Below are 25,679 nucleotides of genomic sequence, written 5' to 3' on the forward strand. Positions count from 1 at the left end.
TCCGCGATCTCCACTGTAGGAGGGGCTTCAGCCCCGCCAGCATGACATCGCGTGCATCCAGGTCGGGGCTGGCTTTCAACATCCGAATGGCTGGTCAGCCCCTTCTACAGGATCGGTTCCGACTCGATGGACGACGCCCGCAACATCCTCCTTTTCTCGTACGGCACGCTGCAACTGGAGAGCGTGCAGCGGTCGTCGTTCGGCCGCCGGCTCGAGGGTGAACCCGATGCGATGCCCGGCTACACGCGAACGATGGTGGAGATCACCGACCCTGCCGTGCTGGCTGCGAGCGGTGAACACTTCCATCCCATCGTCAGCCCCAGCGACGATCCGTCCGACGAAGTCGCCGGCACCGTCTTCCGCATCAGTGCCGAAGAACTCGCGGCCGCCGACCGCTACGAGGTCGCCGATTACCGACGCATGCAAGTGCGCCTGGCGTCCGGCCGCGATGCCTGGGTCTACGTGAAGGCGTGAGTCAAAGCGCATCCCGCAGCCCGTTGTAGGAGCGACGTAAGTCGCGACCGCACGGCTTGGCCGCCGGACAGTTTGCGAGAACGGAAGGATTCCGGTCGCGACTCACGTCGCTCCTACAGGGAGATCTTTCGTTGACGCTGGTCAGCGGAACAACGACAGCGAGGTCATCGTGCGCAGCCGACGCGCGCTGAGTCGTTCCAGGGCACGCCGGTGCCGGACCTTGCCCGCCGCATCATGCACGTGGTGGCGGTGGTCTTCCTGTGCCTGCGGAGGCGCGATGGAATGGACGACATGACCCTGCAGGAACAGCATGCCCTGGCTCATGCCTCCCAGCTGCTGCCACCATTGCTGCCTGGTTTCGGATTGCATGACATTGCTCCGTTACGCCGGCGTCCGGCTTGAAGGACTACCAAGGTAGGGGCATCATCGGCCTTGAAAAAGCGAAAGCTCTGCAACCCAGACTTGAGGTGGATTCAAGATGAGTCGGCTACCGCTGGACCAGGTGGATGCGTTCGTCACCGCTGCCCGCCTGCGCAACCTGACGCGTGCGGCGGAAGCCATGCACCTCACCGTCAGTGCGTTGAGCCATCGCATGCGGCTGCTGGAACAGCGACTGGGCCACAAGCTGCTCGCGCGCGGCCCGCGTGGCGTGGAGCTCACCCCAGACGGGCAGCGGCTGTTCGACGCCATCTCCGGTCCGCTCGACACCATCGAGCACGCACTGCGTCGCGCGACGTTGCGCAACGACCACATGGTCACGCTCAGCCTGATTCCGTCGATGGCCACGGCGTGGCTGGTGCCACGCCTGCCGGAGTTCCTGGCGGAACATCCCGAGTTGGGCCTCAACCTGCAGTCGAGCACGCACGTGGTCGATTTCGAGCGCGAACCGGTGGACCTTGCATTGCGCCTGGGCGGTGGCCGATGGCCGAACGTGCACGCGGAGTTCCTGTTCCACGAATGGATCACGCCGGTGGCCAGTCCGGCGCTGGTGAAGCGGCACGGCAAGCCGGCGCCGGACCAGATGGCGAAGCTGCCGTTGCTGGGCGATCCGGCCAATCGCTGGAAGGACTGGTTCGAGCACTTCGGCGGGCAGCCGCCCGCGCGCTACGTGGCGCAGTTCGACGACACCGAAACCCTGCACCAGGCTGCCGCGCAGGGCGTCGGCGTCGCGCTCGCGCGCTGGACGCTGGCCGAGCCGCTGGTGAAGGCAGGCCGGCTGGTGACGCTGACGAAGAAGCGCCTGCAGGCCGATTTCGCCCACTACCTGGTCTATCCCGAGCGCAGCCTGGCGCATCCCGGCTTCCGCACGGTGCGCGAATGGTTGCTGGAACAGGCCGGCGTCGCGGTGGAGCGATGACTCCAGTGCGCGGCGGCTAACATCGCATCATGGTCCATGCCGACGCCATTGCCCGCCTGATCCACGATGCATTCGCGGATTACCACGCACGCTTCGCGGAAATCACGCGGCGAGCGAAGCTCCGTTTCGAGACGTCGGACTGGTCTGGTGCGCGCGCCGACGCGGTGGAACGCATCGAACTGTACGACCAGTGCATCGCCGAATGTGCGCTGCGGTTGCAGTCCGTGCTGCTGGGCCAGGCGCACGACCGCGCATCGTGGATCGCGGCGCGCACGGCGTTCGAGCAGCTCATCACCGGACAGATCGACCGGGAGCTCTACAAGACGTTCTACAACACGCTGAGCCGGCGCTTCTTCCGCACCCGCGGCGTGGATCCCGCACTCGAGTTCGTGGCACTGGACGTGGAGCCGACCGACGCCATCACCCATCCCGTCGCGCGCCACAGTTATGCCGTGTCCGAGCAGCGTCCCACGGATACGTTCGCGCGCGTGCTTGCGGACTACGGGTTCGAGGTGCCTTACGCGCATCGCACCCGCTGCGCCGCCGCCATTGCCGTGCGCCTGCAGGACGATCTTGCGCACTGGGGCGCGAATCCGGTGCGCGGCATCGAGCTGCTCGACACCGTGTTCTACCGCGAACGGCGTGCCTACCTGGTGGGCCGCGTCTTCGGCGAACACCGGTTCTCGCCCTGCGTCATCGCCCTGATCAACGACGGCGGACAGCTGAAGGCCGAAGCGGTGCTGACCCATCGCGGCGATGTGGCTCACCTGTTCGGCACCTCGCGCAGCTACTTCCATGCCGACCTGACCACCGTGGGCGATGCGGTGGTGTTCCTGCGTTCGCTGTTGCCGGGCAAGCCGATCGACGAGATCTACACCGTGCTGGGTCGCGCCAAGCAGGGCAAGACCGAGCGCTACCGCACCTTCTTCCATCACTTTGCCGCGCATCCCGACGAACGGCTGGTGCATGCCGAGGGCACGCCGGGGATGGTGATGGCGGTGTTCACGCTGCCGAGCTACCCGCTGGTGTTCAAGGTGATCCGCGACCGCTTCGCCTATCCGAAGGCGATGAGCCGGCAGGACGTCGAGGACAAGTACGACCTGGTCTTCCACCTGGACCGCGTCGGCCGTCTGCTGGATACCCAGGCGTTCCGGTTCCTGCGCTTTCCGCGTGCGCGCTTTTCACCGGAGCTGCTGCGCGAGCTGCGCGAAAGCTGCGGCCAGAGCCTCAGCGAGGATGGCGAGGACCTGGTCATCCACCTGTGCTACGTGCAGCGACGGCTGCGACCGCTGAACCTGTACCTGCGCGAGCAGAAAGCCGATGCCGCGCGCGCCGCCGCACTCGACTATGGCCAGGCGATCAAGGACATGGCCCGCAACAACATCTTCCCCGGCGACATGCTGCTGAAGAACTTCGGCGTGTCGCGCCATGGCCGCGTGGTGTTCTACGACTACGACGAACTGCGCCTGGTCACCGACTGCCGGTTCCGCGACTGGCCGCAGCCGACCACGTACGAGGAACAGATAGCGGATGCCCCGTGGTTCCACGTGGATGCGGGCGACGTGTTCCCCGAGCGGTTTCCGCAGTTCCTCGGCCTGCCCGATGCACTGGCGAAGGCGCTGAAGGCGGCGCATGCCGATCTGTTCCGCCCGGCATGGTGGCGCGACCTCCAGTCGCATCTCGGTGCCGGTGATTACCCGGATACTGCGCCGTATCCGGATGCGTTGAGGCTCGCGTGATGGCACGCGTGCCCCCGCAACGGGCATCGCGCTACCCTAGTCGCCACGTGGAGAACGGCTTCCCGCCATGAGTACCTACCGCCTCGATTCGATCTTCAGGCCACGCGCCGTGGCGGTGGTCGGCAGCCAGTCGCGACCACGTTCGGTCGGTCGTGCGGTGATCGAGAACCTGCGCGCCGGTGGCTTCGAGGGCCAGATCGGGCTGGTGAACAAACACCCGACGCCCATGGACGGCATTGCGACCGTGCGGCATCTGCGCGACCTGCCGTGGACACCGGACCTGGTGGTGATCGCCACGCCTGCCGCGACCGTGCCGCAGCTCGCGGCCGAGGCGGCCGAGAAGGGTGCCGGCGCGGTGGTGGTGCTGACTGCGGCGATGGGCAGCGGCCCGGGTTCGCCCGCCGCGCAACTCGAAGCCCTCACGCGCGAGAAGGGCCTGCGCGTACTGGGTCCGAATTGCCTTGGCGTGATCGCCCCGCATGCACGCCTCAACGCCAGCCTGGCCAGCCGCTTCCCGAAGGCGGGTGACCTGGCGCTGATTTCGCAGTCGGGTGCCATCTCCGGCGGCCTGGTGGAATGGAGCATGAGCCAGCCGGTCGGCTTTTCCGCCGTGGTGTCGTTGGGCGATGCGCTGGACGTGGACTTCGCCGACCTGCTGGATTACTTCGCCACCGACCACCGCACGCGCGCCATCCTGCTGTACGTGGAAGCCATCCGCGACGCACGCAAGTTCATGTCGGCCGCACGCGCCGCCGCACGCACCAAGCCGGTGGTGGTGGTGAAATCCGGCCACAGCGGGCGCGCGCAGGTCACGCCGGCCGGCAGCACGCACACGCAGAACCTGGCACGCCCCAACGCGGTCTACGGCGCCGCATTCCGTCGTGCCGGACTGCTGCGCGTGCGCTCCCTGCACGAACTGTTCGCCGCCGCGCGCACGCTGGGCCAGGTGCGCCCGTTCCAGGGCCGGCGGCTCGCCATCCTGACCAACGGAGGTGGCGTCGGCGCACTGTCCGTCGATCACCTGTACGAACAGGGCGGCACGCTGGCCACGCTGTCCGACGCCACGCGCGATGCACTGGATCGCATCCTGCCCGTGGGCTGGTCGCGCACCAATCCGGTCGACCTGCTGACCGACATCGATGCAGACCGTTACGCCGCCACCATCGAAGCCCTGCTCGCCGATCCGGGCAACGATGCACTGCTGGCGGTCAACGTGCCGACGGTGCTGTCCTCGTCCTCGGAGGCGGCCGACGCGGTCACCCGCGTGCTTTCGCAACGCCCGACGCAGGGGCCGCGCAAGCCTGTCTTCACTGTGTGGCTGGGCAACGATCCGCAGGCCGAAGCCGTGCTCGACGCCGCGCAGGTGCCGCGCTATCCGAACGAATCCGACGCCGTCGCCGGCTTCATGCACCTGGTCCGCCACCGCGAGGTGCAGGCCGCGCTGATGGAGACGCCGCCCAGCCTGCCGGAAGATTTCAGTCCGGACGTCGCCACCGCGCGGGCCCTGGTCGATGCTGCACTCGATGCCGGACAGTCCTGGCTGGACCCGCTTGCGACGACGCGGCTGCTCGCCGCCTATGGCATCCCGATGGCCCCCGTGTGGCGGGCCGCCGATGCCGAGGACGCCGCGCGCATCGCCGAGCCGTTACTGGCCGAGGGCACCACGGTCGCGGTGAAGATCCTTTCTCCCGACATTCCACACAAGTCCGATGTCGATGGCGTCCGCCTCAACCTGCCCCATGCCAACGCGGTGCGCGAAGCGGCCGCGAACATCCTGCAGCGCGCGCGCGAACGGCGGCCGGACGCATGCATCGAAGGCGTGCTGGTGCAGCCGACGGTCCTGCGGCCGAAGGCGCGCGAACTGATCGCCGGCATCGCCGACGATCCGGTGTTCGGGCCGGTAATCGCCTTCGGTCGCGGCGGCACCGCGGTCGAAGTGATCAACGACCAGGCCGTCGCCCTGCCGCCGCTGGACCTGCGCCTGGCCCACGAACTGATCGCGCGCACCCGCGTGTCGCGCGTGCTGAAGGCCTACCGCGACGTGCCGGCGGCCGACGAACGCGCGGTCGCGTTGGTGCTGGTCAAGCTGGCGCAACTCGCCGCCGACATCCCGGAGATCCAGCAACTGGACATCAACCCGCTGCTGGCCGACCGCGATGGCGTGGTGGCAGTGGACGCGCGCATCGCGGTCGCGCGCGGTCGGGTGCTGCACAAGGGCCGTGGCCATCCGCGCTTCGCGATCTTCCCGTATCCCACGGAGTGGGAACGCACGATCCTGCTCGCGGATGGCCAGCCGGCGCTGGTGCGTCCCGTGCGGCCCGAAGACGACGCGATGTTCCGCGCATTCTTCACCCACGTCACCGACGAGGACCTGCGCCTGCGTTTCTTCCAGTCGGTGCGCCACTTCAGCCATGAGTTCATCGCGCGGCTCACCCAGCTGGACTACGCGCGCTCGATCGCGCTGGTCGCGGTGCATCCGGACACGCACGAGATGCTCGGCGCGGTGCGCCTGCACGCCGACGCGAATTACGAGAAGGGCGAATACGGCATCCTCGTGCGCTCCGACCTCAAGGGCCACGGCATCGGCTGGAAGCTGATGCAGATCATGATCGAGTACGCGCAATGGCAGGGCCTGAAGCTCATCGAAGGCCAGGTGCTGCGCGAGAACCGCACCATGCTGGCGATGTGCGAGAGCCTCGGCTTCCAGGTGAAGCTGGATCCCGACGATCCGACGCTGATGAATGTCAGCCTGCCGGTGCCTGCATCTACGTGAAGCGCCGCACCGCGATCATTGCAGCCTCCTTTATGTTGGCAACGTCGGCCGCCGGCATGCTGGCATGGACGTCCACGCAACCTGCGCGCTCACCCACGTCTGCGCCCCGCGCATTGATCCCCGCGGGCGCCCAGCTGCTGCAGACTGCCCACTATCGTGTGCACAGCACCGCGGCGCCTACACAGACCCAAGAAGTCGCCTCCGCCGCGGAGAGTTTGCACGCCGCCTACATGTCGCTGTTCGCGGACCAGGTGGCGCCGTCGACCACGCCCTTGACCCTGGTGCTCTATCGCGACGCGGACGAGTTCGCGCGCAACAACCGCAGTCGCCCATGGGCAGAAGCTTATTACCTGCGTCCCGCCTGCTACGCGTACTACGGCGTTGGGAGCGCGAACCCACATCACTGGATGCTGCACGAGGCCGTGCACCAACTGAACACTGAAGTCGCAGGCTGGCGCTTGCCCGCGTGGGCCAATGAAGGGGTCGCAGGCTACTTGGGCGCGAGCTGGCTTGAGAATGGCGTGCTGACGCCGGGTAAGAGCGACCCGGACACCTACCCGATCTGGTGGTTGTCGCGCATGAAGCTCACCGGGAGCCTGGAGGCCGACGTCGGAGCCGTCCGCTTCATCCGGCTACGCGACCTGCTTGAAAGCAGCGGTCCCGACATCAACCAGCACGTCAATCTGTACTACCTGCACTACTGGGGCCTGACACACTTCCTGTTCCACTACGAGAACGGCCGGTACGCCGCGGCCTACAAGCAGCTGCTCGCACGGGGCGCGTCGACGTCCGACTTCGAGCGCTTGATCGGCCCGATCGAGACCATCGAGAAAGCATGGTACGCGTACCTGCTGGACGCTATTACGACGATGCAGGCGTACGAAGCGGAGAACGGCATCGAGCGCTGAGTGGGTGGTCCTTAAAGCTTCACTACCACCTTGCCGAAGTTCTCGCCGCGCAACAGGCCTATCAGTGCGCGCGGAGCGTTTTCCAGCCCTTCCACGATGTCCTCGCGGTAGCGGATCTTTCCGTCGACGAGCCATGCGCCCATCTCGCGCAGGAACTGCGGATAGAGCGCGATGAAATCGTGCTGGATGAAACCGCGCACGGTCAGGTGGCGGGTCAGGATCTGGCTCATCAGCAACGCCATGCGATCGGGGCCGCCTGGCAACGTCTGGTCGTTGTAGTGCGCCACCAGCCCGCAGACCGGGATGCGGGCGAAGTCGTTGAGCAGCGGCAACACGGCGTCGAACACCGCACCACCGACATTCTCGAAGTAGACGTCGATGCCGTCCGGACATGCCGCGCGCAGTCGCGCCGCGAAATCCGGCGCGCGATGGTCCAGCGCGACATCGAAACCGAGTTCGTCGCGCAGGTAGGCGCACTTGCGTTCGCCGCCGGCGATGCCGACGGTACGGGCGCCCTGCAGCTTCGCGATCTGGCCCACGGTCGCCCCGACCGGTCCGCTGGCCGCGGCGACCACCACGGTTTCGCCTGGCTTCGGCTGGCCGATCTCGTGCAAGCCGACATAGGCGGTGAACCCCGGCATGCCATACACGCCCAGCGCGGTGGTCAGCGGTGCGACGCGCGCATCCAGCTTGCGCTTGAGCGTCCTGCCATCGGCCACGGCATGCGTCCGCCAACCGCCGTGCGCCAGCACCATGTCGCCGGGCTGCAGGTCGGGGTGGCGCGAGACGATCACTTCCGACACCGTGCCGCCATCCATCACCTCGCCGATCTCCACCGGCTTCGCATACGAGCGCCCCGCATTCATGCGGCCGCGCATGTACGGGTCCAGCGACAGATAGCGGTTGCGCAGCAGCACTTCGCCTTCCGCGGGGGCAGGCATCGCCGCATGTTCCAGGCGGAAGTCGTCGAGGGTCGGCTCGCCTTGTGGGCGTGCGGCCAGCACGACGCGGGTGGTGTGGATCGCATTCTCTGTTTCCACATCCTGTCTCCATGGCCGCCGACGTCCGCCAGTCTACTCGCCGCTGCACGTCCGGATGCGATGAAGCGTGCACGGCCTGCGGTGGCCGCCATGCCGGCTGAACATGCCGCGTGCTAGTCTCCGCGCACCTTTCTGGAGGGCTCACGCATGACGACTCGCATTCCGCTGTCCCTGGCGCTCGTGGCGGCGCTGGCTGCCTCGCAACCCTTGTTTGCTGCATCGCCGGCCAAGCCTGCCGATGCGACACAGTCGCTGTCCGCTGCCGATACGGTTGCGCTGGACGCCGCGCTGAAGGGCGAATGGCGCGACCCGAAGAATGCAGCGCGCGACGTCCATCGCCACCCGAAGGAAACCCTGTCGTTCTTCGGCGTGACGCCGACGCAGATCGTGGTCGAGATCACGCCCGGCGGCGGTTGGTACGCGGAAATCCTCGGCCCCTACCTGAAGGCGGGAGGCCAGTATGTCGCCGCCGTGGTTGATCCTGCCTCGGTCGCCGAGAAGAGCCGCAACTACTACCAGCGCGGCGTGGACGGCCTGCAGAAGAAGTTCACCGACGGGCCCGCGCAGTTCGACAAGGCCACGATGGTGAAATACAACCCCGCCGCGCCGGTATTCGGCACCGCAGGCTCCGCCGATGTCGTGCTGACCTTCCGCAACGTGCACAACTGGCGCAGTGCGCAGCAGGCGGAGGGCATGTTCAAGGGCTTCTTCGACGTGCTCAAGCCCGGCGGCGTGCTGGGCGTGGTGGAACACCGCGCGAACCAGGACGTGGCGGCGGACGACGACTCCGGCTATGTCAGCGAGGCGCAGGTCATCGCGCTTGCGGCAGCGGCGGGCTTCCGCCTGGATGCGAAGAGCGAAGTGAACGCGAACCCGAAGGACACCAAGGACCATCCGAACGGCGTGTGGACCCTGCCGCCGTCCAACAACCATCCGGAAGCGGAGCGCGCGAAGTACCAGGCGATCGGCGAGAGCGACCGCATGACGCTGCGGTTCGTGAAGCCGCAATCCTGATCTCGCCGCTGACGGCGCCACGTCCCGCATGGGCGTGACGCCGCGGTTCCCTGGTCTTCCATGCTGATCGCGTTCAACAAGCCGTTCAACGTGCTCTGCCAGTTCACCGATCGCAGCGAACCGCCGCGGCGGACGCTGGCGGAATTCGGCCTGCCGCCCGGCGTGTATGCCGCAGGGCGGCTGGACTACGACAGTGAAGGCTTGCTGCTGCTCACCGACGACGGCACGCTGGCGAACCGGCTGACCGATCCGCGCCACAAGCAGCCGAAGACCTATTGGGTCCAGGTGGAAGGGGTGCCCGCTGACGGGCAGCTGGAGGCGCTACGCCGCGGTGTGGTGTTGAACGATGGCCCCACGCGGCCCGCACGGATCGAGCGCCTCGAACCCGCGCCGGCCTTGTGGCCACGGGATCCGCCCGTGCGCTTCCGCAAATCGGTACCGGACACATGGCTGGCAGTGACGATCACCGAAGGTCGCAACCGCCAGGTTCGCCGCATGACGGCGGCGGCAGGCTTGCCGACGTTGCGGTTGGTCCGCGTTGCGATGGGAGACGTGCGGCTGGACCGATTGGCGCCCGGCCAATGGCGCGAGGTGTAGGACATGCGAGAACCGCATCGCCCTGTAGGAGCGGTGCGGGACCGGACACAGGAACACGCTGGGTCGATCAGCTCTCCGCCGAATGAGACGCGGTGCTACGGGGTTTGCGCGGCGTGCCGGTCTTGCGCGCCGTGGAGGTCTTGCCAGCCCCGTTGACCTTGCGCGCTTCGACGCGGCGCGACTTGCCCTCGATCGGCGCATTGGCCTGGTCGCGCTTGCGCTTGCGGTAGGCGACCAGCGCCAGCAGGCCCACGCCAATGCCGGTGGCCACCGCGACGGCAGGATTGCGCCGCACGAAATTCACCGCGAGCTTGCCGCCGGTCCTGGCGACGCCCAGCGCGGCTCCCGTCTGCAGCAACCTGTCTGCACTGGGCACGGCGTGCCTGAGGCTGGTGCCCGCCTGGCTTGCCAGTTCGAGTGCGCGGTCGGTGATGGTGGTCAATTTGCTCATGATGCCTTCCCTGAAGGTGGGTAACGGGATCAGTGTCCATGGAGGGATGTTCAAGGCGCGTTAGCACTACGCCGCCGGGCTGGCCCCCGGCTGAACGGATCAGGTGCCGCGAGGCTTTGCGCGATGGGTCGCCTGCGCGCTCCACGGATCATCCGGCCACGGATGTTTCGGATACCGCCCTTTCATTTCCTTCTTCACCTCGGCGTAGGTGGAGTTCCAGAAGTTGCGCAGGTCCGAGGTGACCTGCAGCGGTTTGCCGCCCGGCGACAACAGGTGCAGCAGCACCGGCACGCGACCATCCGCCACGCGCGGGGTGTCGGCGAGGCCGAACAGCTCCTGCAGCTTCACCGCCAGTACCGGCGGGTGGCCGTGCGCGTACTCGATACGGCGCTCCATGCCCGACGGCACGATGATGCGTACGGGTGCCAGTTGGTCGATGCGCTGCCGCAGCGACCAGTCCATGCCTGACTTCAGCGCATTCGCCAGCGCGTCCTCTTCCAGCGCGTCGAGCCGCGTCTTGCCGGCGAATGCGGGCTTGAGCCAGTCGTCGAGCGTGGCCATCAGCGCATCGTCGCCAACATCGGGAAGGCCCAGCTCCGGCATCCACTCGCGCAGGCAGCGCACGCGCTCGCGCCATTGCCGCAGCGACTCAGGCCAGGGCAACGCGTCCAATCCCAGTTCGCGCACGGCGTCCGTCAATGCCGCCGCCGCGAGCGCGGGATCGACGCGTCCCGCCGGGCGTGCATCGAAGACGATCTGGTCGAAGCGCGATTCGCGTTGCGCCACCAGCGCGCGACGCGACGCATCCCAGCGCACGGTGTCCTCGGTGACGAAGCGGTCGGCGAACTCGGTGCGCAGGCGTTTCTCGTCCACGGGCGCGCCGCGCTGGATCAAGGCGTCGCGTGCTTCGTAACGCAGTTCGCTGGCGACGATCCAGGGTTCGCCGAACAGCGCGCTGTCGTCGAACAGGCGCGCCGTGCGCCCGTTCGCCAGTTGGTAGCGACGCGGATCCTGCGGATGCTGAGTACCGATGCGGTCGGGAAAGGCATGCATGAGCACATCGCCGAGACGGTGCGCTTCGAGGGACGAGGGCGGCGGCGCGTCTTCGCGGATGCGGCGGCGCCACTGCTTCGCGGCGGCATCGATGGCAGCCAGTCCGGTGCGATGGGCCTCGTGCGGCGCACGCCCCATGCGGAACGCCGCCAGCGCCCGCCAGCGTGCGGCCAGGGCATCGCCACCCATGCGCAAGGGATCGCGCGCCTCGACGAGCGCGGCCAGATCGGCGGCCAGCGCGCGATCCTCGGCTCCCGTCGCCGACAGCAGCATCGCGGCCAGGCGCGGATGGGTGCCCAGTGCCAGCATGCGCTTGCCCAGCGGGGTGATGGCCTGCGATGCGCTCAGCGCGCCAAGACGCGCCAACAGATCCCGCGCGGCATTCAGCGCGCCCGGTGGCGGTGCATCGACGAAGCGCAGGTCGTCACTGCCCCAGGCGGCCAGTTCCAATGCCAACGAGCCCAGTTCGACCAACGCGATCTCCGGACGGCGCTGCGGATCGAGCCGCTGCGACGGCGGCCACAGCCGGTAGGCCCAGCCTTCGGCCACGCGGCCGGCACGACCGGCGCGCTGATCGGCGGACGCCTGCGAAATGCTGGTCACTTCCAGGCGCGAGAAGCCGCTGTTCGGATCGTAGGACGGCTCGCGCGCCAGTCCGCTGTCGACCACCACGCGCACGCCCGGCAGCGTCACCGATGATTCGGCCACATTGGTGGCCAGCACCACGCGACGGCGGCCCTGCGGATCGGGTTGCAGGGCTTCGGATTGTTTCTCCACCGGCAGTTCGCCATGCAATGCCAGCACCATGAAATTTTCTTTCCCTTCTCCCCTCGGGAGAAGGTGCCCGGAGGGCGGATGAGGGGCGAGCGGAGCCATGTTGCCGGCAGCATCGCGTCCTTCGTGCTCCCTCTCCCCAACCCCTCTCCCGGCGGGAGAGGGGCTCAACATCGCCTCCACGCGCGCGATCTCGCGCTGTCCCGGCAAGAACACCAGCACGTCGCCGGGATGCGTTTGCAGGGCCTGTTCGATCGCTCGGCGCGCCTGCACCTCGATCGTCTCGTCCCGGCGGGCGGCGAAGTGCGCGACGTGGACGGGATGACCGCGACCCTCGCTGCTCAGACGCGGCGCGTCGAGGAACCGCGCGAGCTTCTCGCCATCGAGCGTGGCGGACATGACCACGATGCGCAGGTCCTCGCGCAGCTGCGCCTGCACGTCCAGCGCCAGCGCCAGGCCCAGGTCGCCGGCGAGGTGGCGTTCGTGGAACTCGTCGAAGAGGATCGCGCCGACTCCCTCCAGCATCGGGTCATCCTGGATCATCCGGGTCAGGATGCCCTCGGTGACGACTTCGACGCGGGTCTTCGGTCCGACCTTGTTCTCGAACCGGATGCGGTAACCGACCGTGTCGCCGACGGCCTCACCCCGCTGCTTCGCCATGAAGCCGGCTGCCGCGCGCGCGGCCACGCGGCGCGGCTCCAGCATCACGATCTTCTTCCCTTGCAGCCAGGGCTGGTCCAGCAACGCCAGCGGCACCTGCGTGGTCTTGCCGGCGCCGGGTGGCGCCTCCAGCACAAGGCGCGGGTGGTCGGACAGGCTGCGGACGATGTCCGGCAGCAGCGGGGTGATCGGGAACGTGGGCGACGGCATGCGGCGCAAAGGATAAACGCATGCGGTCCCACTGTAGGAGCGACGTGAGTCGCGACCGCACGGTTTTGCACACTCACAACGGGGTCAGCCACGACGCTACCAAACGACCCTCTTCTTGTGAGCTCGGCCGTCCGGACCCTCTTTTCTTCCGGTCGCGACTCACGTCGCTCCTACAACAGCCTGATCCAACGACTAAAATGGCCGCCATGGATCTCATCGATATCGGCGCCAACCTGACCCACGACAGCTTCGACCACGACCGCAACGCGGTGCTGCAGCGCGCGCGCGAGGCCGGGGTGGTCCAGCAGGTCGTCACGGGCGCGAGCCGCGAGCATTCGCCGATGGCATTGCGGCTGGCACAGGCGCATCCCGGGGAACTGTTCGCCACCGCCGGCGTGCATCCGCACCACGCCACCGAATACACCGACGAATGCGATGCCGAGATGCGCGCGCTGCTGGCGCATGCCGAGGTCGTCGCCGTGGGCGAATGCGGGCTGGACTATTTCCGCGATTTCTCGCCGCGTCCGGCCCAGCGCAAGGCATTCGAGCGCCAGTTGCAGATCGCCGTGGATACCGGCAAACCCTTGTTCCTGCACCAGCGAGACGCGCACGACGACTTCGTGGCGATGATGAAGAACTTCGACGGCAGGCTCGGCCCGGCCGTGGTGCACTGCTTCACCGGCACGAAGAAGGAACTGTTCGACTGCCTGGACCAGGACTGGCATATCGGCATCACCGGCTGGCTGTGCGACGAACGCCGCGGCCTGCACCTGCGCGAACTGGTGAAGAACATCCCGGCGAACCGGCTGATGATCGAGACCGACGCGCCCTACCTGCTGCCGCGCACGGTGAAGCCGCAACCCTCGCACCGTCGCAACGAGCCGATGTACCTGGCCCATATCGTTGCCGAGCTGGCACGCGACCGCGGCGAGGACATCGAGGTCACGGCTGTGGCGACAACGGCGACCGCGCGTGCGTTCTTCCGGTTGCCCCCGGCGGGCCGGGACGCCACCTGACGGGGACGCCCCGGATGACGTCCCCGCGTCAGCGCCGGCGTGGCCGCAGGTAGTGGCGGGTCACGTAGTTGCCGATCTTGTTGCCCTGCTTAAGGCCGTCCATGCATGCCGTGCGGAAGTGGATGCCGGCATACACGCGCGACATCGCCGCCTCGTGTTCGGCCTGCGACAGCGTGTCGAAATGGCGTTCGATGCCGGCGGCCGTATATGTGTACGGCAAGGCATCCGTGCCCAGCAGGCGTCGCAGCACCTCCATCGCGCTCGCGGTGAGCGCCGACAGGCCGCTGGCATAGTCCGGATAGGGCGGCGATGCGAGGTACGACATCCACTGCGGGTTGCCGGCCGCATGGATCGCGGTGATCGGGCGCCAGAACTTGTAGTGGTACTTGCCGTTGAACACACCGAAGGATGCATCGGCCTGTGCCATGTTCATCAGCGCGAACAGGCGCGCGTGCTGCCACAGGTCCAGGCCGCGGCCGGCAACGACCTGCTGGGCGATGGCATTGGCGTTGGCACCTCCGCCGGCCCAGTAGCGCGCAGCGCGGCTTTCGTATGAATCCACGTTCTGCGGCGCAGCGCGCACCGCGGCGCTGCCGACCGCCATCACCTCCTGGTACTCGCGCCGGTAGGTGCCGCTGCGCAGGTTCAGCAGGGGTGACGGACCCGCGCGGAACTGGGTGACGTGGTTCAGCGCGAACGGTTTCACCTTGCCCCAGTTGCCGAACTGCGGCGGCGCGAAATTGGGCGCGGTGGGCTGGTACACACCCGGCAACGGCGGCGCCGAGTACGGCGCATGCGGCGTTGCCGCGCCATCGTTCGCGCGTAGCGCGAGGATCGCGGCGGCGGCGGCCGAACCGACGGCGATGCCGTCGCTCACGCAACCGGGAAATGCGGACGGGCACGTGAGCCCGGCCAGGTAGGTGTCGTATGTCGTCTCCAGTGCGGCCGCCTGCGAAGGCACCGTGATCGACAGCGTCATGTAGGCGGCGGTGGCCACCGCCGCCTCCGGCGAGGCACCGCGCGCGGCGGGATGTGCGCCCGCATAGGGTTCATAACGCAACTCGATCGAGTTCAGCGCGTCGTGGATCGCCAGGTGGGTGATCGCATTGACGCGCGTCTGGATCGGCGGCGCGCCTGCCGCGGTCGCGGTCTGCCAGGCGGTGGTGTTCCAGTCGATGACGGCGTCGGCCTGGGCCAGGCCGGGCGCGAGGGCCGCGATGAGCAGGACGAAGCGCCGCCGACGGACGGTGAAGCGGCGGGTCGCGGTGGAGATCAGGTTCATGATGGACTTCCTTCGTGTTGGTGGAGGGCCGCCCTGCAGGGCGGCAATCAGTCCATGCCGGAGGATGCCTGTCCGGCACGGGCATGCTGGCCGGCGCATCATTCGCTGCGCCGGTTGTCGGCCATGCGGCGCGCGTCCGACGGACGGGACGGGGCACGTTCGAAGACCACGCGCTGCGGGCGCGCACCCTGGCGGCGGCAGGCACGGCGTGCCTCGCCCATCAGCGCGGCGCGGCTGGCATAGACCTGGCTGGCGTTGTGCTGGCCCAGCAGGGCCCCGACCTCGTGCTGTGGCGGCAGGCGCGGGTGGGCGCAGTCGATCACGATGCGCGGCGCGATCGTCTCGTCGGCGCCCGCAGGCCCGGCAATGGACGGTGTGGCGACGGACAGGACGACCAGCGCGACGATGGGGGCGTACGGGTTCATGGCGTTCTCCTCGGCCCGGACGTCGGGCGTCGGCCACCAGCGTCCGCCCCCTCGGGACCACCGGTCTTGAGGAAACGCTGAGGCGGGCGCGGAGATACCCCGCGAAACCTTGGGGAATGCTTAGGCCGACCGGCCACGCGCGCTGCGTTGAAGGAAGACCGACCCCGGGGATGCTGCTCCGCCATGTCCTCGCCCGACCACGCACTGCACTTCGGCGACACCACGATCGACCTGGCCGGCCGACGCCTGTGGCGTGCGGGCGAAGAGCAGGCGCTGGAGCCGAAGGCGTTCGGCGTGCTGGCGCTGCTGGTCGGCGATCCCGGTCGCGTCTTCACCCGCGATGAGATCCTCGACGCCGTCTGGGGCCACCGGCACATCACCCCCGGCGTGCTGAACCGCATCGTGACCCTGCTGCGCCACGCACTGGGCGAAGACGCGCACCATCCCCGGCTGCTGCACACCCTGCATGGCGTGGGCTACCGCTTCGACATGCCGGTCATCGCCGGGCCGCCGACAACCGAGCCTGCCGGAGCCGCAGCCGAGGTGCATGCGGACGCGAACACGGATGCGCGCCGCCGCACCGCGCCTGCCGTGCTCTGGTACGCCGTGCTGCTCGTCGCGGCGGGTGCGGTCGGCGCGGCCTGGTGGTGGTCGACCCGCTCGACGGCGAACGCCGTGCACCTTGACCCGTCCCCACCGAAGGTAGCCGCTGCTGCCGCGCCACCCACGCTGGTGGTCATGCCCTTGAAGCCGATCGGCGAGGGCGACAGCGTGCGGATCATCGCCGACGGCCTGGGTGAGGAACTGATCTGCAGCCTGGCGCAAGTGCAAGGACTGCGCGTGATCGCGCGCGATTCCACCCAACTTGCCACCGATGCTTCGGCCGACCCGGCGACGCTGGTGCAACGGCTCGGCATCACCCATGCGCTGGAAGGCAACCTGCAGCAGGCCGGCCAATCCCTGCGTGTGCGGTTGCGCCTGGTCGACGCGCGCGGCGGCGGCGCGTTGTGGACGAAGGATTTCGATCGCGACGCCTCGGAAGTGCTGTTGCTGCAACGGGAGATCGCCGAGACGGTTGCAGGTTCGCTCGCCCTCCGCCTGGGGCTGACCACCCCGCCTTCGCGCAGCGGCGATGCCGAATTTCTGCGTCGCTATCACATGGCACGCGCGCTGGTCAGCCTGCGCGACCTGCCGCCCGAGACATCGACCGAGCGTGCGGAGCGGGAGTTCCGCGTGCTGCTTCGCGAGCGCCCGGACGATGCCCGCGCCCATGCCGGGCTCGCCCTGGCGCTTGAGATTCGCGCGCAACGGCGACCCACGCTGGCGGCCACCCTGCGCGAGGAAGCCATCCGCGAAGCGACACTGGCCCAACACCTTGACGCGACCCTCGCCGAGCCGTACTTCGTGCTCGCCGCCAATGCCTGCATCGCCGACGAGTGGGAGCGCTGCCTGGCACTGCAGGAGCGCGCGTTGCGCGTGAACCCCAGCAACGCGGAGATGGCCTATGGCATGACGCTCTCGCTGGCCCGGCTGGGTTACCTCGATCGTGCGGAAGCCAGGGCACGCGACCTGCAGGCGCGCGATCCCCTGGGCCGCAACGGCGGCTTCATGCTGGCACGCGTGCTGGATACCCAGGGACGGCACGACGAGGCGCACCGCCTGCTGGAGCCCCTTCCCGCCTACGCGGCCTATGCGCGCTGGTTCAATGCCGTCTGGCGCAAGGACTACGCGAGCGCGTTGCGGATCGCGAAGGTGGACATCGACGGATCAAACCACCCCGATGCGTATGCGAAGCAGCTCGCGCCCGGATACATCGCTACGTCGGAGGCCTTGATCGATCCTTCCCGATGGCCGCGCGCCATCACCGAAATCGATGCGTACGAAAAAACCACCGGCATGGGCAACTTCTCGCGCGTACTGGCACCCGACGCGCCCGCAAACGCTGCTTCTCTGATCGACGACCTCAACCAGGTACGCCAACGGGGCTATTCCACCTGGGACCTGCTGCTGTGGACGAAGGACCTGGCCTACCTGCGGCGCGATCCCGCGTTCCAGCGGTTCCTGCGCGACAACGGCATCCTCGCCTACTGGCGGGCGCACGGATTCCCGACACAGTGCCGTGCGCAGGGCGACGGCGCGGTGTGCGAATGAGGCGTCAGTCGACCTTGCGGTCTTCCGACTTGGCCTGCTCCATCGCCTCGGGCTCCAGTTCCTCGGCGCTGCGGTTGAGGCGGACGAACACGCCCCACGCCACCAGCAGCAATGCCGCCGAGCCGCCTATCGCGATGACGTACGGAAGCTGGCGCGCGTCCTCGTGCATCAGCTCGAACGTGGCCACCAGTGTTTCTATCGATAGCGCGATGACGATGACCACGAGGAAGCGCGACAGGTAACGGCGCACGCGCGTGGGTCCGCTGACCTTGACGTCACGCTGCACCTCTTCCTCGAACACCGTCTGCGCCAGTTCCAGCGCGACCAACCCGATGGTCAGCATGCCGATGCTCTCCAGGATGCGGTCGAAACGGTCGCGCAGGCCGGCGTCTCCACCCGCCATGACCACGCCATGCCACAACTCGCTGGCCGCCAGCACGACCAGCGCGGCGGCGGCGAAGAAGAACAGGGCGATGATGGCCAGGTGGCCGGCAAGGAAGAGTTTCTGCAAGTGCTTCATGGCAGCGCCACCGGAAAGGTGGCGCAGGATGGAGGCAGGCGCCGTCAGCGCGGCGTGAAGCCCGCAGCTCAGGCCGCGCGCTGTGCCTCGTAGGCCTGCAGGTGCGCCCAGGCGGCCTGCAGGTGGGGCGTGGCGATGCCGTGCGCGGCCGCGCGATGGACCATGTCGCCGACGATGTGCGCGGCTTCGACGCGCTGGCCCGCCTCCAGGTCGCGCAGCATCGACGCCTTCATCGGTGAGCCCGGCATCGTCAACGTCTCGCGCGCGCCGGCATGCGCCGGGTCGGGGATCGGATGGGCGCTGGCGGCTGCGACCGCGACGCATTCGGCATGCAGGGCGGCCATGAACTCCTTGCCGCCCTCGACCGCCATGATCGTGCCGATCGGCGCGCGCATCAGGCAGGTTCCCGCCGCGAGCGCGGCAAGGAAGCTGTACTTCACCCATTGCGCCTGTGCGATGTCCGGCGTGTGCTGATGGTCGATGCTGGCCTGCGCGCAGGCGGCGGCCAGCGCCTGCAGGCGCGCATCGGGCGACTGGCCTTCGCGTTCGCCGAACGTCATCGATGCCGGCTTGCCGAGATGCAGGATCTCGCCTTCGCCACCCAGCGTGGCGCTGATGAAGCAGAGGCCGCCGAGGACGTTCGGGAAACCGAAGCGCGCATCCAGGGCTTCGTAATGGCGCAGGCCGTTGAGCAGCGGCAGCACGCGGGCACCTGCCTCGACCGCCGGCGCGATGGCGTCCATCGCGCTGTCCAGATCGTAGGCCTTGCAGCTCAGCAGCACCAGGTCGAACGGTGTGGCGTGGGGCAGTTCGTCCGCCGTCAGCACCTGCACGGGCAGATCGGCATCACCAAGCGGGCTGCGGATGCGCAGGCCGCGTTCCCGCAACAGGGCCGCGCGCGCGGGACGGACGAGGAAACCGACATCGACGCCCGCTTGCGCCAGCCGACCGCCGAAGTAGCCGCCTGTACCGCCGGCGCCGAGCACGAGCACGCGCATCAGCTGCGCAGCCCCACGCCCTTCTTCAACAGCCACAGGCCCAGCGATGCCAGCGCGACGACGAACCCGATCATCAGCGCATACGCCACCCACAGCGGCACGTCGCTGGTGCCGAGCAGGCCGTAGCGGAACGCGTTGACCATGTAGAAGATCGGGTTGGCATGCGTGAGCGCTTCGGCCCACGGCGGCAGCAGGGTCACCGAATAGAACACGCCACCCAGGTAGGTGAGCGGGGTGAGGATGAAGGTCGGCACGATGGCGATGTCATCGAACTTCTTCGCATACGCCGCATTGACGAAGCCGGCCAGCGAGAAGATCGTCGCACCCAGCAGCACGGTGGTGATGGTCACCAGCGGGTGCGGCACGCGGACTTTGGTGAAGAACATCGCGATGACCAGCACGATGGCGCCCACCATCAGGCCGCGCAGCACCGCGCCGGCCACGTAGCCGAGTAGGATCACCCAGTTCGGCATCGGGCTGACCAGCAGCTCTTCCACGTGACGGCCGAACTTGGCGCCGAAGAAACTGGAGCTGATGTTGCCGTAGCTGTTCTGGATGATGCTCATCATCACCAGGCCCGGCACGATGAACTCCATGTAGGTGTAGCCGCCCATGTCGCCGATCTTCGAGCCGATCAGGCCGCCGAAGATCAGGAAGTACAGCGTCATGGTGATGGCCGGCGGCACCAGGGTCTGGCCCCAGATGCGCAGGATGCGGTTCACTTCGCGGCGCACGATGGTGCCCAGCGCGACGAAGTTCTTCTGCAGCGGCGTGGTCTGGGCGGTTTCCTTCGGAGTGAGGGTGCTCATGCGGCCTGCTCCCGCTTGGCGGCGGCCTCGTCGCCGGTCAGGCGCACGAACAACTCTTCCAGCCGGTTGCTCTTGGTGCGCATGGAGCGCACGCGGATGCCCGCATCGCCCAGCGCGGTGAAGACGCGGTTGAGGTCCATCGCGCGCGGCATGTCCAGGTCCAGGGTGTGGCTGTCGGTGGCGGACAGCGTGGTGCCTTCGATCACCGGCAACTGCGCCGGCAGCTCGCCGTCGATGTCGAACAGGAAGCCCTCCACGTCCAGCTTGGCCAGCAATGCGCGCATCGGCCCCTGTTCGACGATCACGCCACGGTCGATGATGGCCAGGTTGCGGCAGAGGCTCTCGGCCTCTTCCAGGTAATGCGTGGTCAGGATGATCGTGGTGCCGGCTTCGTTGATGTCCTTCAGCGTCTTCCACATGCCGCGGCGGATCTCGATGTCGACGCCGGCGGTCGGCTCGTCGAGGATCAACAGCTTGGGCCGGGTCATCATGGCGCGGGCGATCATCAGCCGGCGCTTCATGCCACCGGACAGCGTGCGGCTCATGACGTTGGCTTTCTCCCACAGCTGCGCGCGCTTGAGTTCCTCTTCGGCCCGCACCAACGCCTCGGCGCGCGGGATGCCGTAGAAGCCCGCGTAGTTCACGCAGATGTCGAGCGGCTTCTCGAACATGTTGAAGTTGATCTCCTGCGGCACCAGGCCCAGCAGGCGCATCGCGCCGTCGCGGTCGCGGTCCAGGTCCACACCGAACACCCCGACCTGCCCGCTGGTCTTGTTGACCAGCGAACTGACGATGCCGATGAGGGTGGACTTGCCCGCACCGTTGGGGCCGAGCAGCGCGAAGAAGTCGCCGGGCTCGACCTGCAGCGACACGCCCTTGAGGGCCTGTACGCCGGTGTCGTAGACCTTGCGCAGGTCGGTGATGGCCAGCGCGGGAGCCGCCGCCGGAGCCGTTGTTGCGGACGCCATGGGATACCTTGTGGCGCCGCGAAGGCGCCCGGGGGATGCGAGCGCTTATTATAGGCGTCCCGCCGGGGCCGCCCCGGGCCACACAGTGTTCCAGCCGCCTTGGCGATCGTGCATTTCCCGTTGAAGCTCGTCGGACGCCGCATGCTGGCGCCCAGCGTGGGCCACTACAGCTTCGTCCGCGACGACGGGCAGCCGCTGGATTTCATCCCCGGCCAGTTCATCCAGGTGCACTTCACCTACGCCGACGGCACGGCGACCAAGCGCAGCTATTCGCTGGCCACCATCCACGACCATGCGATGGGCCCGGGCGAAGCGGTGGAGATCGCGGTCAGTTATGTCCCCGGTGGTGCCGCAACCGCCTTGTTCGAGGGCCTGCCGGAAGGCGGCCACGTCGAGGCAAGCGGGCCCTTCGGCCGTTTCTGCCTGATGCCGGGCGACCACAACGCGCGCTACCTGCTGATCGCCACCGGTACCGGCGTGACGCCGTATCGCTCGATGCTGCCGCAGCTGGCTGCGCTGATGTCCGAACGCGGGGTGGAGGTCGTACTGCTGCAAGGCGCGCGCACGCCCACCGAACTGCTGTACGGCGACGAGTTCCGTGCGTTCGCCGATGCGCATCCCGGCTTCCGCTTCGTGCCCTGCCTCTCGCGTGAACTGCCGTCCCATCCGCACCCTGACGTGCGCCAGGGTTATGTGCAGCAGCACCTGGCGGAGTTCGCGCCGGATCCGGCGCGCGACATCGCCTACCTGTGCGGCAACCCGGACATGGTGGACGCCTGCTTCGAGGCGCTGAAGACCTGCGGCCTGCCGATTCCCCAGATACGCCGCGAGAAGTACGTCAGCAGCAAGTAGTCCCTGCCGGGCAGCGACCTTCCGCTATCGCGCCCGCACTTGTCCGGTCACATCCGCCGCGCTGCACCGTCATGGCATGCTGGAACCCGCCTACAACGGAACAGATGCATGGACTCCACTCTTCGTAGATCCCTCGCGCCGGCCCTGGGCGTCCTGCTGCTGGCAGGCTGCCAGGGCACCGCTACCAGCCCCGACCAGCAAGCCGTGCGCCACTACGGCGATATCGCCTTCAAGCCCTGCACGCTGACGGCGCCCTACCTGACCACCACGGTGGAGGCGCAGTGCGCGACCTTCAACGTGGCCGAAGACCCGGCCAAGCCCGCGGGCCGCAAGGTTGCGCTCAACATCGCGTGGCTGCCGGCGACCAATGAGGGGGCCGCCACCGACGATCCGGTGTTCTTCCTGGCCGGTGGCCCCGGACAGGCCGCAGTGCAGGTCTGGCCCGCCATCGACGCCGCCTTCCGCGAGGTACGCAAGTCGCGCCATATCGTGCTTGTCGACCAGCGCGGCACCGGCAAGTCGAACCCGCTGTCGTGCAAGGACGACAAGGGCCGCAATGCCTACAGCGATGCGGAGGACCTCAGCGAGGCCGCCGCGGTCGCATTCGCACGCGACTGCGCCGCGTCGCTGCAGGCCGATCCGCGCTTCTACACCACCACCGATGCCGTGCGCGACCTGGACAGCGTGCGCAAGGCGCTGGGCGCGGCGAAGATCAACCTGGTCGGCGGCTCCTACGGCACGCGCGTGGCGCAGCAGTACGCCATGCGCCATCCGGACAGCACGCGCAGCGTGGTGATCGACGGCGTGGTGCCGAACGAGCTGGTACTGGGCAGCGAGCACGCGCGCAACCTGGATGCGGCGCTGGCGCTGCAGTTCCAGCGCTGCCAGGCCACGCAGACGTGCAGGGACCGTTTCGGCGATGACCTGCGCGGGCAGCTGCGCACGCTGATGACGCGGCTGGCGGCCGCACCAGTGAACACCGAGTATCGCGACCCCTCGACCGGCGAACTGGTCACTGGCGAAGTCACCGCAGGCACCGTCGCCGGCATCACGCGCATGTACTCCTACTTCCCGCAGGGCACCGCACTGCTGCCACTGGTGTTGAACGAAGCACAGCAGGGCCGCTACGGCTCGTTGATGTCGCTGTCCAAGCTGCTGGAAACGCAGGTCGGCGACCAGTTCATGCACGGCATGCAGCTGTCGGTGATCTGCGCCGAGGACGCCGACCTGCTGAAGGCCGACCCCGGCGACGCCGACACGGTGCTTGGCAGCCTGCTGGGCGACACCCTGAAGACGCAGTGCGGTGCGTGGCCAACGGGCAAGCGGCCGGCCGACTTCCACACCGCGTGGACGTCCGACATTCCGACACTGCTGACCTCCGGCGAGCTGGATCCGGTCACGCCGCCGCGCTACGGCGACCAGGTGCTGCGCACGCTGTCGAATGGACGCCACCTGGTATTGAAGGGTCAGGGCCACGGCACGTTCGCCGTCGGCTGCATGCCCAAGCTCCTCGGCCGCTTCCTGGAGACCGCGAGCGCCAAGGACCTGGACGCGAAGTGCCTCGACAGCCTCGACTACGTACCGCCTTTCACCAGCTTCAACGGCTGGGAACCGTGAGTCGCGCCCTGCGCGCCCGCCCTTCTTCAATGGACATGACCGAATGATCATCGCCAACGACCTGCACAAATCCTTCAAGACCAAGACCGGCACGGTCACCGCCGTGGACGGCGTCAGCTTCACCGCCCACGACGGCCAGATCACCGGCCTGCTCGGCCCCAACGGCGCCGGCAAGACCACCACCATGCGCATGCTCTACACGTTGATGACGCCTGATCGCGGGCAGGTCACCGTGGACGGCATCGATACCGCGCGCGATCCTGTCGCGGTACGGCGCGCGCTCGGCGTTCTGCCGGACGCGCGCGGCGTGTACAAGCGCCTGACCGCGCGCGAGAACATCGCCTACTTCGGCGAACTGCACGGGCTGTCATCGAAGCAGATCGCCGAGCGCACGAAGGCACTGTCCGACGCGCTGGACATGGGCGACATCCTCGACCGCCAGACCGAAGGCTTCAGCCAGGGCCAGCGGACGAAGACCGCCATCGCACGCGCACTCGTGCACGATCCGCGCAACGTCATCCTCGACGAGCCCACCAACGGCCTGGACGTGATGACCACGCGCGCGATGCGTGGCTTCCTGCGCCAGCTGCGCGAAGAGGGCCGTTGCGTGATCTTCTCCAGCCACATCATGCAGGAGGTCGCGGCGCTGTGTGACCGCATCGTCATCATCGCCAAGGGCACGGTGGTCGCCGCCGGCACCGCCGACGAGCTGCGTGCACAGGCAGGCGAGGACAACCTGGAGGATGCGTTCGTCAAAGTGATCGGTTCGGAAGAGGGCCTGCTGGCATGAACATGTTCCGCACAGTCTTCACCGTGATGCGCAAGGAATTGCGCGACCTTTCCCGTGACCGCCGCACGCTGGCGCTGGCACTGTTCCTGGGGCCGCTGCTCTATCCGGCACTGATGCTGGGCATGGGTTACCTGACCGAAAACCGCATCCGCACCCAGGTCGACAAGACGCTGGAGATTCCGATGGTGGGCGCCGAACATGCACCGAACCTGGTGAAGTTCCTCGCCACCAACGGCATCACGGCGGCGAAGGCGCCGGCCAACCTCGATGCCGCGATCCGCACGCAGGAGATCGATGTCGCGTTGCGCATCAGCCCCGGCTATGCGGAGGACTGGCGCAACGGTCGTCCCGCGCTGGTGGAGATCATCCGCGACAGCACGCGTCGTGACGCGGACATTCCCACCCAGCGCGTCAATGCCGCGCTCTCGGCCTACAGCCAGCAGGTCGGCGCACTGCGTCTGCTGGCACGTGGCGTCGATGCGTCCGTCGCGCGGCCGGTGAACGTCGGCATGCAGGACCTGGCCACGCCCGAGGCCAAGCAGGGCATGCTGCTGTCGGTGCTGTTGCCCTACCTGCTGATCCTGACGTCCTTCATCGGTGGCGCTTACCTGATCCTCGACGCAACGGCCGGCGAGCGCGAGCGGCAGTCGTTGGAGCCGTTGTTGGCCACGCCGGCACCACGCAGTGCGGTGGTGAGCGGCAAGATCGCGGCGGCGTGCGTGATCGGCCTGACCACCTTGCTGCTGACGTTGCTGGCGTTCAAGTTCAGCGCGCAGTTCGCCGGCTCGCTGGGCCGCCAGTTGAATGTGTCGTTCCTGTCGATGGGCAAGATGCTGCTGATCCTGCTGCCGATGCTGTTCATCGGCACCTCGCTGCTCACCTATCTCGCGGCGTCGGCCAAGAGCATGAAGGAGGCACAGAGTCACATGACCTGGCTGATGCTGCTGCCGATGATCCCGACGTTCGCGCTGATGGCGAACCCGCTGAAGAGCCAGCCGTGGCAGTTCGCCGTGCCGTTCCTGGCACAGAACCAGTTGCTGCTGAAGGTCATCCGCAACGAGTACATCGGTCCGCAGACGTGGACCATCTACATCGCTGCGGCGTTCGGCGTGGCTGCACTGTTGTGGTTCGCCGCCGTGCGCAGGTACCACCAGGAGAAGCTCGCCGTCGCCGGGTAGTTCCTGCCGTGTCGATGCTTCAG

General features: G+C 67.8%; 23 protein-coding genes. 13 read left to right on the forward strand and 10 right to left on the reverse strand.

What is annotated here, in order from left to right; genetic code table 11:
- The first annotated feature begins 126 nt into the window (after positions 1-126).
- Positions 127-474, forward strand: a complete 348-nt coding sequence (locus IB223_RS17520) for a gamma-glutamylcyclotransferase family protein (RefSeq protein ID WP_192203042.1) — start codon at positions 127-129, stop codon at positions 472-474.
- Positions 475-615: 141 nt separating this feature from the next.
- Here the strand turns inward: IB223_RS17520 and IB223_RS17525 are convergent, their stop codons facing one another.
- Positions 616-843, reverse strand: a complete 228-nt coding sequence (locus IB223_RS17525) for a hypothetical protein (protein WP_192203043.1) — start codon at positions 841-843, stop codon at positions 616-618.
- A gap of 109 nt (positions 844-952) precedes the next feature.
- Between IB223_RS17525 and IB223_RS17530 the strand changes: the two genes are divergently transcribed.
- The 4 genes from IB223_RS17530 to IB223_RS17545 all read left to right on the forward strand — a co-directional run bounded on the left by IB223_RS17530 (position 953) and on the right by IB223_RS17545 (position 7,251).
- Positions 953-1,831 (forward strand): LysR substrate-binding domain-containing protein, encoded by an 879-nt coding sequence (locus IB223_RS17530; RefSeq protein ID WP_192203044.1) that lies wholly within the window; start codon positions 953-955, stop codon positions 1,829-1,831.
- 29 nt (positions 1,832-1,860) lie between these two features.
- Positions 1,861-3,570, forward strand: coding sequence for a bifunctional isocitrate dehydrogenase kinase/phosphatase (gene aceK / locus IB223_RS17535; protein ID WP_192203046.1), 1,710 nt, complete (start codon positions 1,861-1,863; stop codon positions 3,568-3,570).
- A 67-nt stretch (positions 3,571-3,637) separates the two neighbouring features.
- Entirely contained in the window at positions 3,638-6,343 is a 2,706-nt protein-coding gene (locus IB223_RS17540; protein WP_192203047.1) for a bifunctional acetate--CoA ligase family protein/GNAT family N-acetyltransferase, read from the forward strand.
- 230 nt (positions 6,344-6,573) lie between these two features.
- On the forward strand, positions 6,574-7,251 hold the full coding sequence (locus IB223_RS17545) for a hypothetical protein (protein ID WP_192203048.1): 678 nt from the start codon (positions 6,574-6,576) through the stop codon (positions 7,249-7,251).
- An 11-nt stretch (positions 7,252-7,262) separates the two neighbouring features.
- Here IB223_RS17545 and IB223_RS17550 read toward each other — a convergent pair whose 3' ends face one another.
- Positions 7,263-8,291, reverse strand: a complete 1,029-nt coding sequence (locus IB223_RS17550; RefSeq protein WP_192203050.1) for an NADP-dependent oxidoreductase — start codon at positions 8,289-8,291, stop codon at positions 7,263-7,265.
- A gap of 147 nt (positions 8,292-8,438) precedes the next feature.
- On the opposite strand from IB223_RS17550, the gene IB223_RS17555 reads away from it, so the two are divergent.
- Together IB223_RS17555 and IB223_RS17560 are read left to right on the forward strand one after the other, a co-directional pair.
- Positions 8,439-9,305, forward strand: coding sequence for a class I SAM-dependent methyltransferase (locus tag IB223_RS17555; protein WP_192203051.1), 867 nt, complete (start codon positions 8,439-8,441; stop codon positions 9,303-9,305).
- 60 nt (positions 9,306-9,365) lie between these two features.
- Positions 9,366-9,902, forward strand: a complete 537-nt coding sequence (locus IB223_RS17560; RefSeq protein ID WP_192203052.1) for a pseudouridine synthase — start codon at positions 9,366-9,368, stop codon at positions 9,900-9,902.
- A gap of 67 nt (positions 9,903-9,969) precedes the next feature.
- Here the strand turns inward: IB223_RS17560 and IB223_RS17565 are convergent, their stop codons facing one another.
- Together IB223_RS17565 and hrpB are read right to left on the reverse strand one after the other, a co-directional pair.
- Positions 9,970-10,353: a hypothetical protein gene (locus IB223_RS17565; protein ID WP_225591191.1), complete on the reverse strand. Its 384-nt coding sequence runs from the start codon at positions 10,351-10,353 to the stop codon at positions 9,970-9,972.
- 99 nt (positions 10,354-10,452) lie between these two features.
- A complete protein-coding gene (gene hrpB, locus IB223_RS17570; protein ID WP_192203054.1) occupies positions 10,453-13,050 on the reverse strand; it encodes an ATP-dependent helicase HrpB in 2,598 nt (865 codons plus the stop codon).
- A gap of 206 nt (positions 13,051-13,256) precedes the next feature.
- On the opposite strand from hrpB, the gene IB223_RS17575 reads away from it, so the two are divergent.
- The gene (locus IB223_RS17575; RefSeq protein WP_192203055.1) at positions 13,257-14,066 is read left to right on the forward strand and encodes a TatD family hydrolase; all 810 of its coding nucleotides are present in this window, start codon (positions 13,257-13,259) and stop codon (positions 14,064-14,066) included.
- A gap of 28 nt (positions 14,067-14,094) precedes the next feature.
- Here the strand turns inward: IB223_RS17575 and IB223_RS17580 are convergent, their stop codons facing one another.
- Positions 14,095-15,348 (reverse strand): vanadium-dependent haloperoxidase, encoded by a 1,254-nt coding sequence (locus IB223_RS17580; protein WP_192203056.1) that lies wholly within the window; start codon positions 15,346-15,348, stop codon positions 14,095-14,097.
- 98 nt (positions 15,349-15,446) lie between these two features.
- A complete protein-coding gene (locus IB223_RS17585) occupies positions 15,447-15,773 on the reverse strand; it encodes a hypothetical protein (protein WP_192203057.1) in 327 nt (108 codons plus the stop codon).
- Between the two features lie 183 nt (positions 15,774-15,956).
- Between IB223_RS17585 and IB223_RS17590 the strand changes: the two genes are divergently transcribed.
- Complete coding sequence (locus IB223_RS17590; protein WP_192203058.1) at positions 15,957-17,924, forward strand: winged helix-turn-helix domain-containing protein; 1,968 nt, start codon at positions 15,957-15,959, stop codon at positions 17,922-17,924.
- A 4-nt stretch (positions 17,925-17,928) separates the two neighbouring features.
- Here the strand turns inward: IB223_RS17590 and IB223_RS17595 are convergent, their stop codons facing one another.
- The 4 genes from IB223_RS17595 to IB223_RS17610 all read right to left on the reverse strand — a co-directional run bounded on the left by IB223_RS17595 (position 17,929) and on the right by IB223_RS17610 (position 21,219).
- Positions 17,929-18,444, reverse strand: a complete 516-nt coding sequence (locus IB223_RS17595; protein WP_192203059.1) for a hypothetical protein — start codon at positions 18,442-18,444, stop codon at positions 17,929-17,931.
- A gap of 68 nt (positions 18,445-18,512) precedes the next feature.
- Positions 18,513-19,442, reverse strand: coding sequence for a 2-dehydropantoate 2-reductase (gene panE, locus IB223_RS17600; RefSeq protein ID WP_192203060.1), 930 nt, complete (start codon positions 19,440-19,442; stop codon positions 18,513-18,515).
- On the reverse strand, positions 19,442-20,251 hold the full coding sequence (locus IB223_RS17605) for an ABC transporter permease (RefSeq protein ID WP_192203062.1): 810 nt from the start codon (positions 20,249-20,251) through the stop codon (positions 19,442-19,444). Before IB223_RS17605 ends, panE begins: the two co-directional genes overlap by 1 nt.
- Positions 20,248-21,219 (reverse strand): ABC transporter ATP-binding protein, encoded by a 972-nt coding sequence (locus tag IB223_RS17610; RefSeq protein WP_192203063.1) that lies wholly within the window; start codon positions 21,217-21,219, stop codon positions 20,248-20,250. Before IB223_RS17610 ends, IB223_RS17605 begins: the two co-directional genes overlap by 4 nt.
- A 99-nt stretch (positions 21,220-21,318) precedes the next feature.
- Between IB223_RS17610 and IB223_RS17615 the strand changes: the two genes are divergently transcribed.
- From IB223_RS17615 to IB223_RS17630, 4 genes are all read left to right on the forward strand, one after another.
- Positions 21,319-22,071, forward strand: a complete 753-nt coding sequence (locus IB223_RS17615) for a ferredoxin--NADP reductase (protein WP_192203065.1) — start codon at positions 21,319-21,321, stop codon at positions 22,069-22,071.
- Positions 22,072-22,179: 108 nt separating this feature from the next.
- Positions 22,180-23,688, forward strand: a complete 1,509-nt coding sequence (locus IB223_RS17620) for an alpha/beta fold hydrolase (RefSeq protein ID WP_192203066.1) — start codon at positions 22,180-22,182, stop codon at positions 23,686-23,688.
- A gap of 43 nt (positions 23,689-23,731) precedes the next feature.
- Entirely contained in the window at positions 23,732-24,478 is a 747-nt protein-coding gene (locus IB223_RS17625; RefSeq protein ID WP_192203068.1) for an ATP-binding cassette domain-containing protein, read from the forward strand.
- Complete coding sequence (locus tag IB223_RS17630) at positions 24,475-25,656, forward strand: ABC transporter permease (protein WP_192203069.1); 1,182 nt, start codon at positions 24,475-24,477, stop codon at positions 25,654-25,656. Before IB223_RS17625 ends, IB223_RS17630 begins: the two co-directional genes overlap by 4 nt.
- Positions 25,657-25,679: the final 23 nt, after the last annotated feature.

The sequence above is a fragment of the Pseudoxanthomonas sp. PXM03 genome (assembly GCF_014852005.1).
Lineage (GTDB): Bacteria > Pseudomonadota > Gammaproteobacteria > Xanthomonadales > Xanthomonadaceae > Pseudoxanthomonas_A.

Coding starts and splice junctions, on each gene's coding strand:
- IB223_RS17520 (WP_192203042.1), top strand. CDS start 127: ATGGACGACGCCCGCAACATCCTCCTTTTCTCGTACGGCACGCTGCAA.
- IB223_RS17525 (WP_192203043.1), bottom strand. CDS start 843: ATGCAATCCGAAACCAGGCAGCAATGGTGGCAGCAGCTGGGAGGCATG.
- IB223_RS17530 (WP_192203044.1), top strand. CDS start 953: ATGAGTCGGCTACCGCTGGACCAGGTGGATGCGTTCGTCACCGCTGCC.
- aceK (WP_192203046.1), top strand. CDS start 1,861: ATGGTCCATGCCGACGCCATTGCCCGCCTGATCCACGATGCATTCGCG.
- IB223_RS17540 (WP_192203047.1), top strand. CDS start 3,638: ATGAGTACCTACCGCCTCGATTCGATCTTCAGGCCACGCGCCGTGGCG.
- IB223_RS17545 (WP_192203048.1), top strand. CDS start 6,574: ATGTCGCTGTTCGCGGACCAGGTGGCGCCGTCGACCACGCCCTTGACC.
- IB223_RS17555 (WP_192203051.1), top strand. CDS start 8,439: ATGACGACTCGCATTCCGCTGTCCCTGGCGCTCGTGGCGGCGCTGGCT.
- IB223_RS17560 (WP_192203052.1), top strand. CDS start 9,366: ATGCTGATCGCGTTCAACAAGCCGTTCAACGTGCTCTGCCAGTTCACC.
- IB223_RS17565 (WP_225591191.1), bottom strand. CDS start 10,353: ATGAGCAAATTGACCACCATCACCGACCGCGCACTCGAACTGGCAAGC.
- hrpB (WP_192203054.1), bottom strand. CDS start 13,050: ATGCCGTCGCCCACGTTCCCGATCACCCCGCTGCTGCCGGACATCGTC.
- IB223_RS17575 (WP_192203055.1), top strand. CDS start 13,257: ATGGATCTCATCGATATCGGCGCCAACCTGACCCACGACAGCTTCGAC.
- IB223_RS17580 (WP_192203056.1), bottom strand. CDS start 15,348: ATGAACCTGATCTCCACCGCGACCCGCCGCTTCACCGTCCGTCGGCGG.
- IB223_RS17585 (WP_192203057.1), bottom strand. CDS start 15,773: ATGAACCCGTACGCCCCCATCGTCGCGCTGGTCGTCCTGTCCGTCGCC.
- IB223_RS17590 (WP_192203058.1), top strand. CDS start 15,957: ATGTCCTCGCCCGACCACGCACTGCACTTCGGCGACACCACGATCGAC.
- IB223_RS17595 (WP_192203059.1), bottom strand. CDS start 18,444: ATGAAGCACTTGCAGAAACTCTTCCTTGCCGGCCACCTGGCCATCATC.
- panE (WP_192203060.1), bottom strand. CDS start 19,442: ATGCGCGTGCTCGTGCTCGGCGCCGGCGGTACAGGCGGCTACTTCGGC.
- IB223_RS17605 (WP_192203062.1), bottom strand. CDS start 20,251: ATGAGCACCCTCACTCCGAAGGAAACCGCCCAGACCACGCCGCTGCAG.
- IB223_RS17610 (WP_192203063.1), bottom strand. CDS start 21,219: ATGGCGTCCGCAACAACGGCTCCGGCGGCGGCTCCCGCGCTGGCCATC.
- IB223_RS17620 (WP_192203066.1), top strand. CDS start 22,180: ATGGACTCCACTCTTCGTAGATCCCTCGCGCCGGCCCTGGGCGTCCTG.
- IB223_RS17625 (WP_192203068.1), top strand. CDS start 23,732: ATGATCATCGCCAACGACCTGCACAAATCCTTCAAGACCAAGACCGGC.
- IB223_RS17630 (WP_192203069.1), top strand. CDS start 24,475: ATGAACATGTTCCGCACAGTCTTCACCGTGATGCGCAAGGAATTGCGC.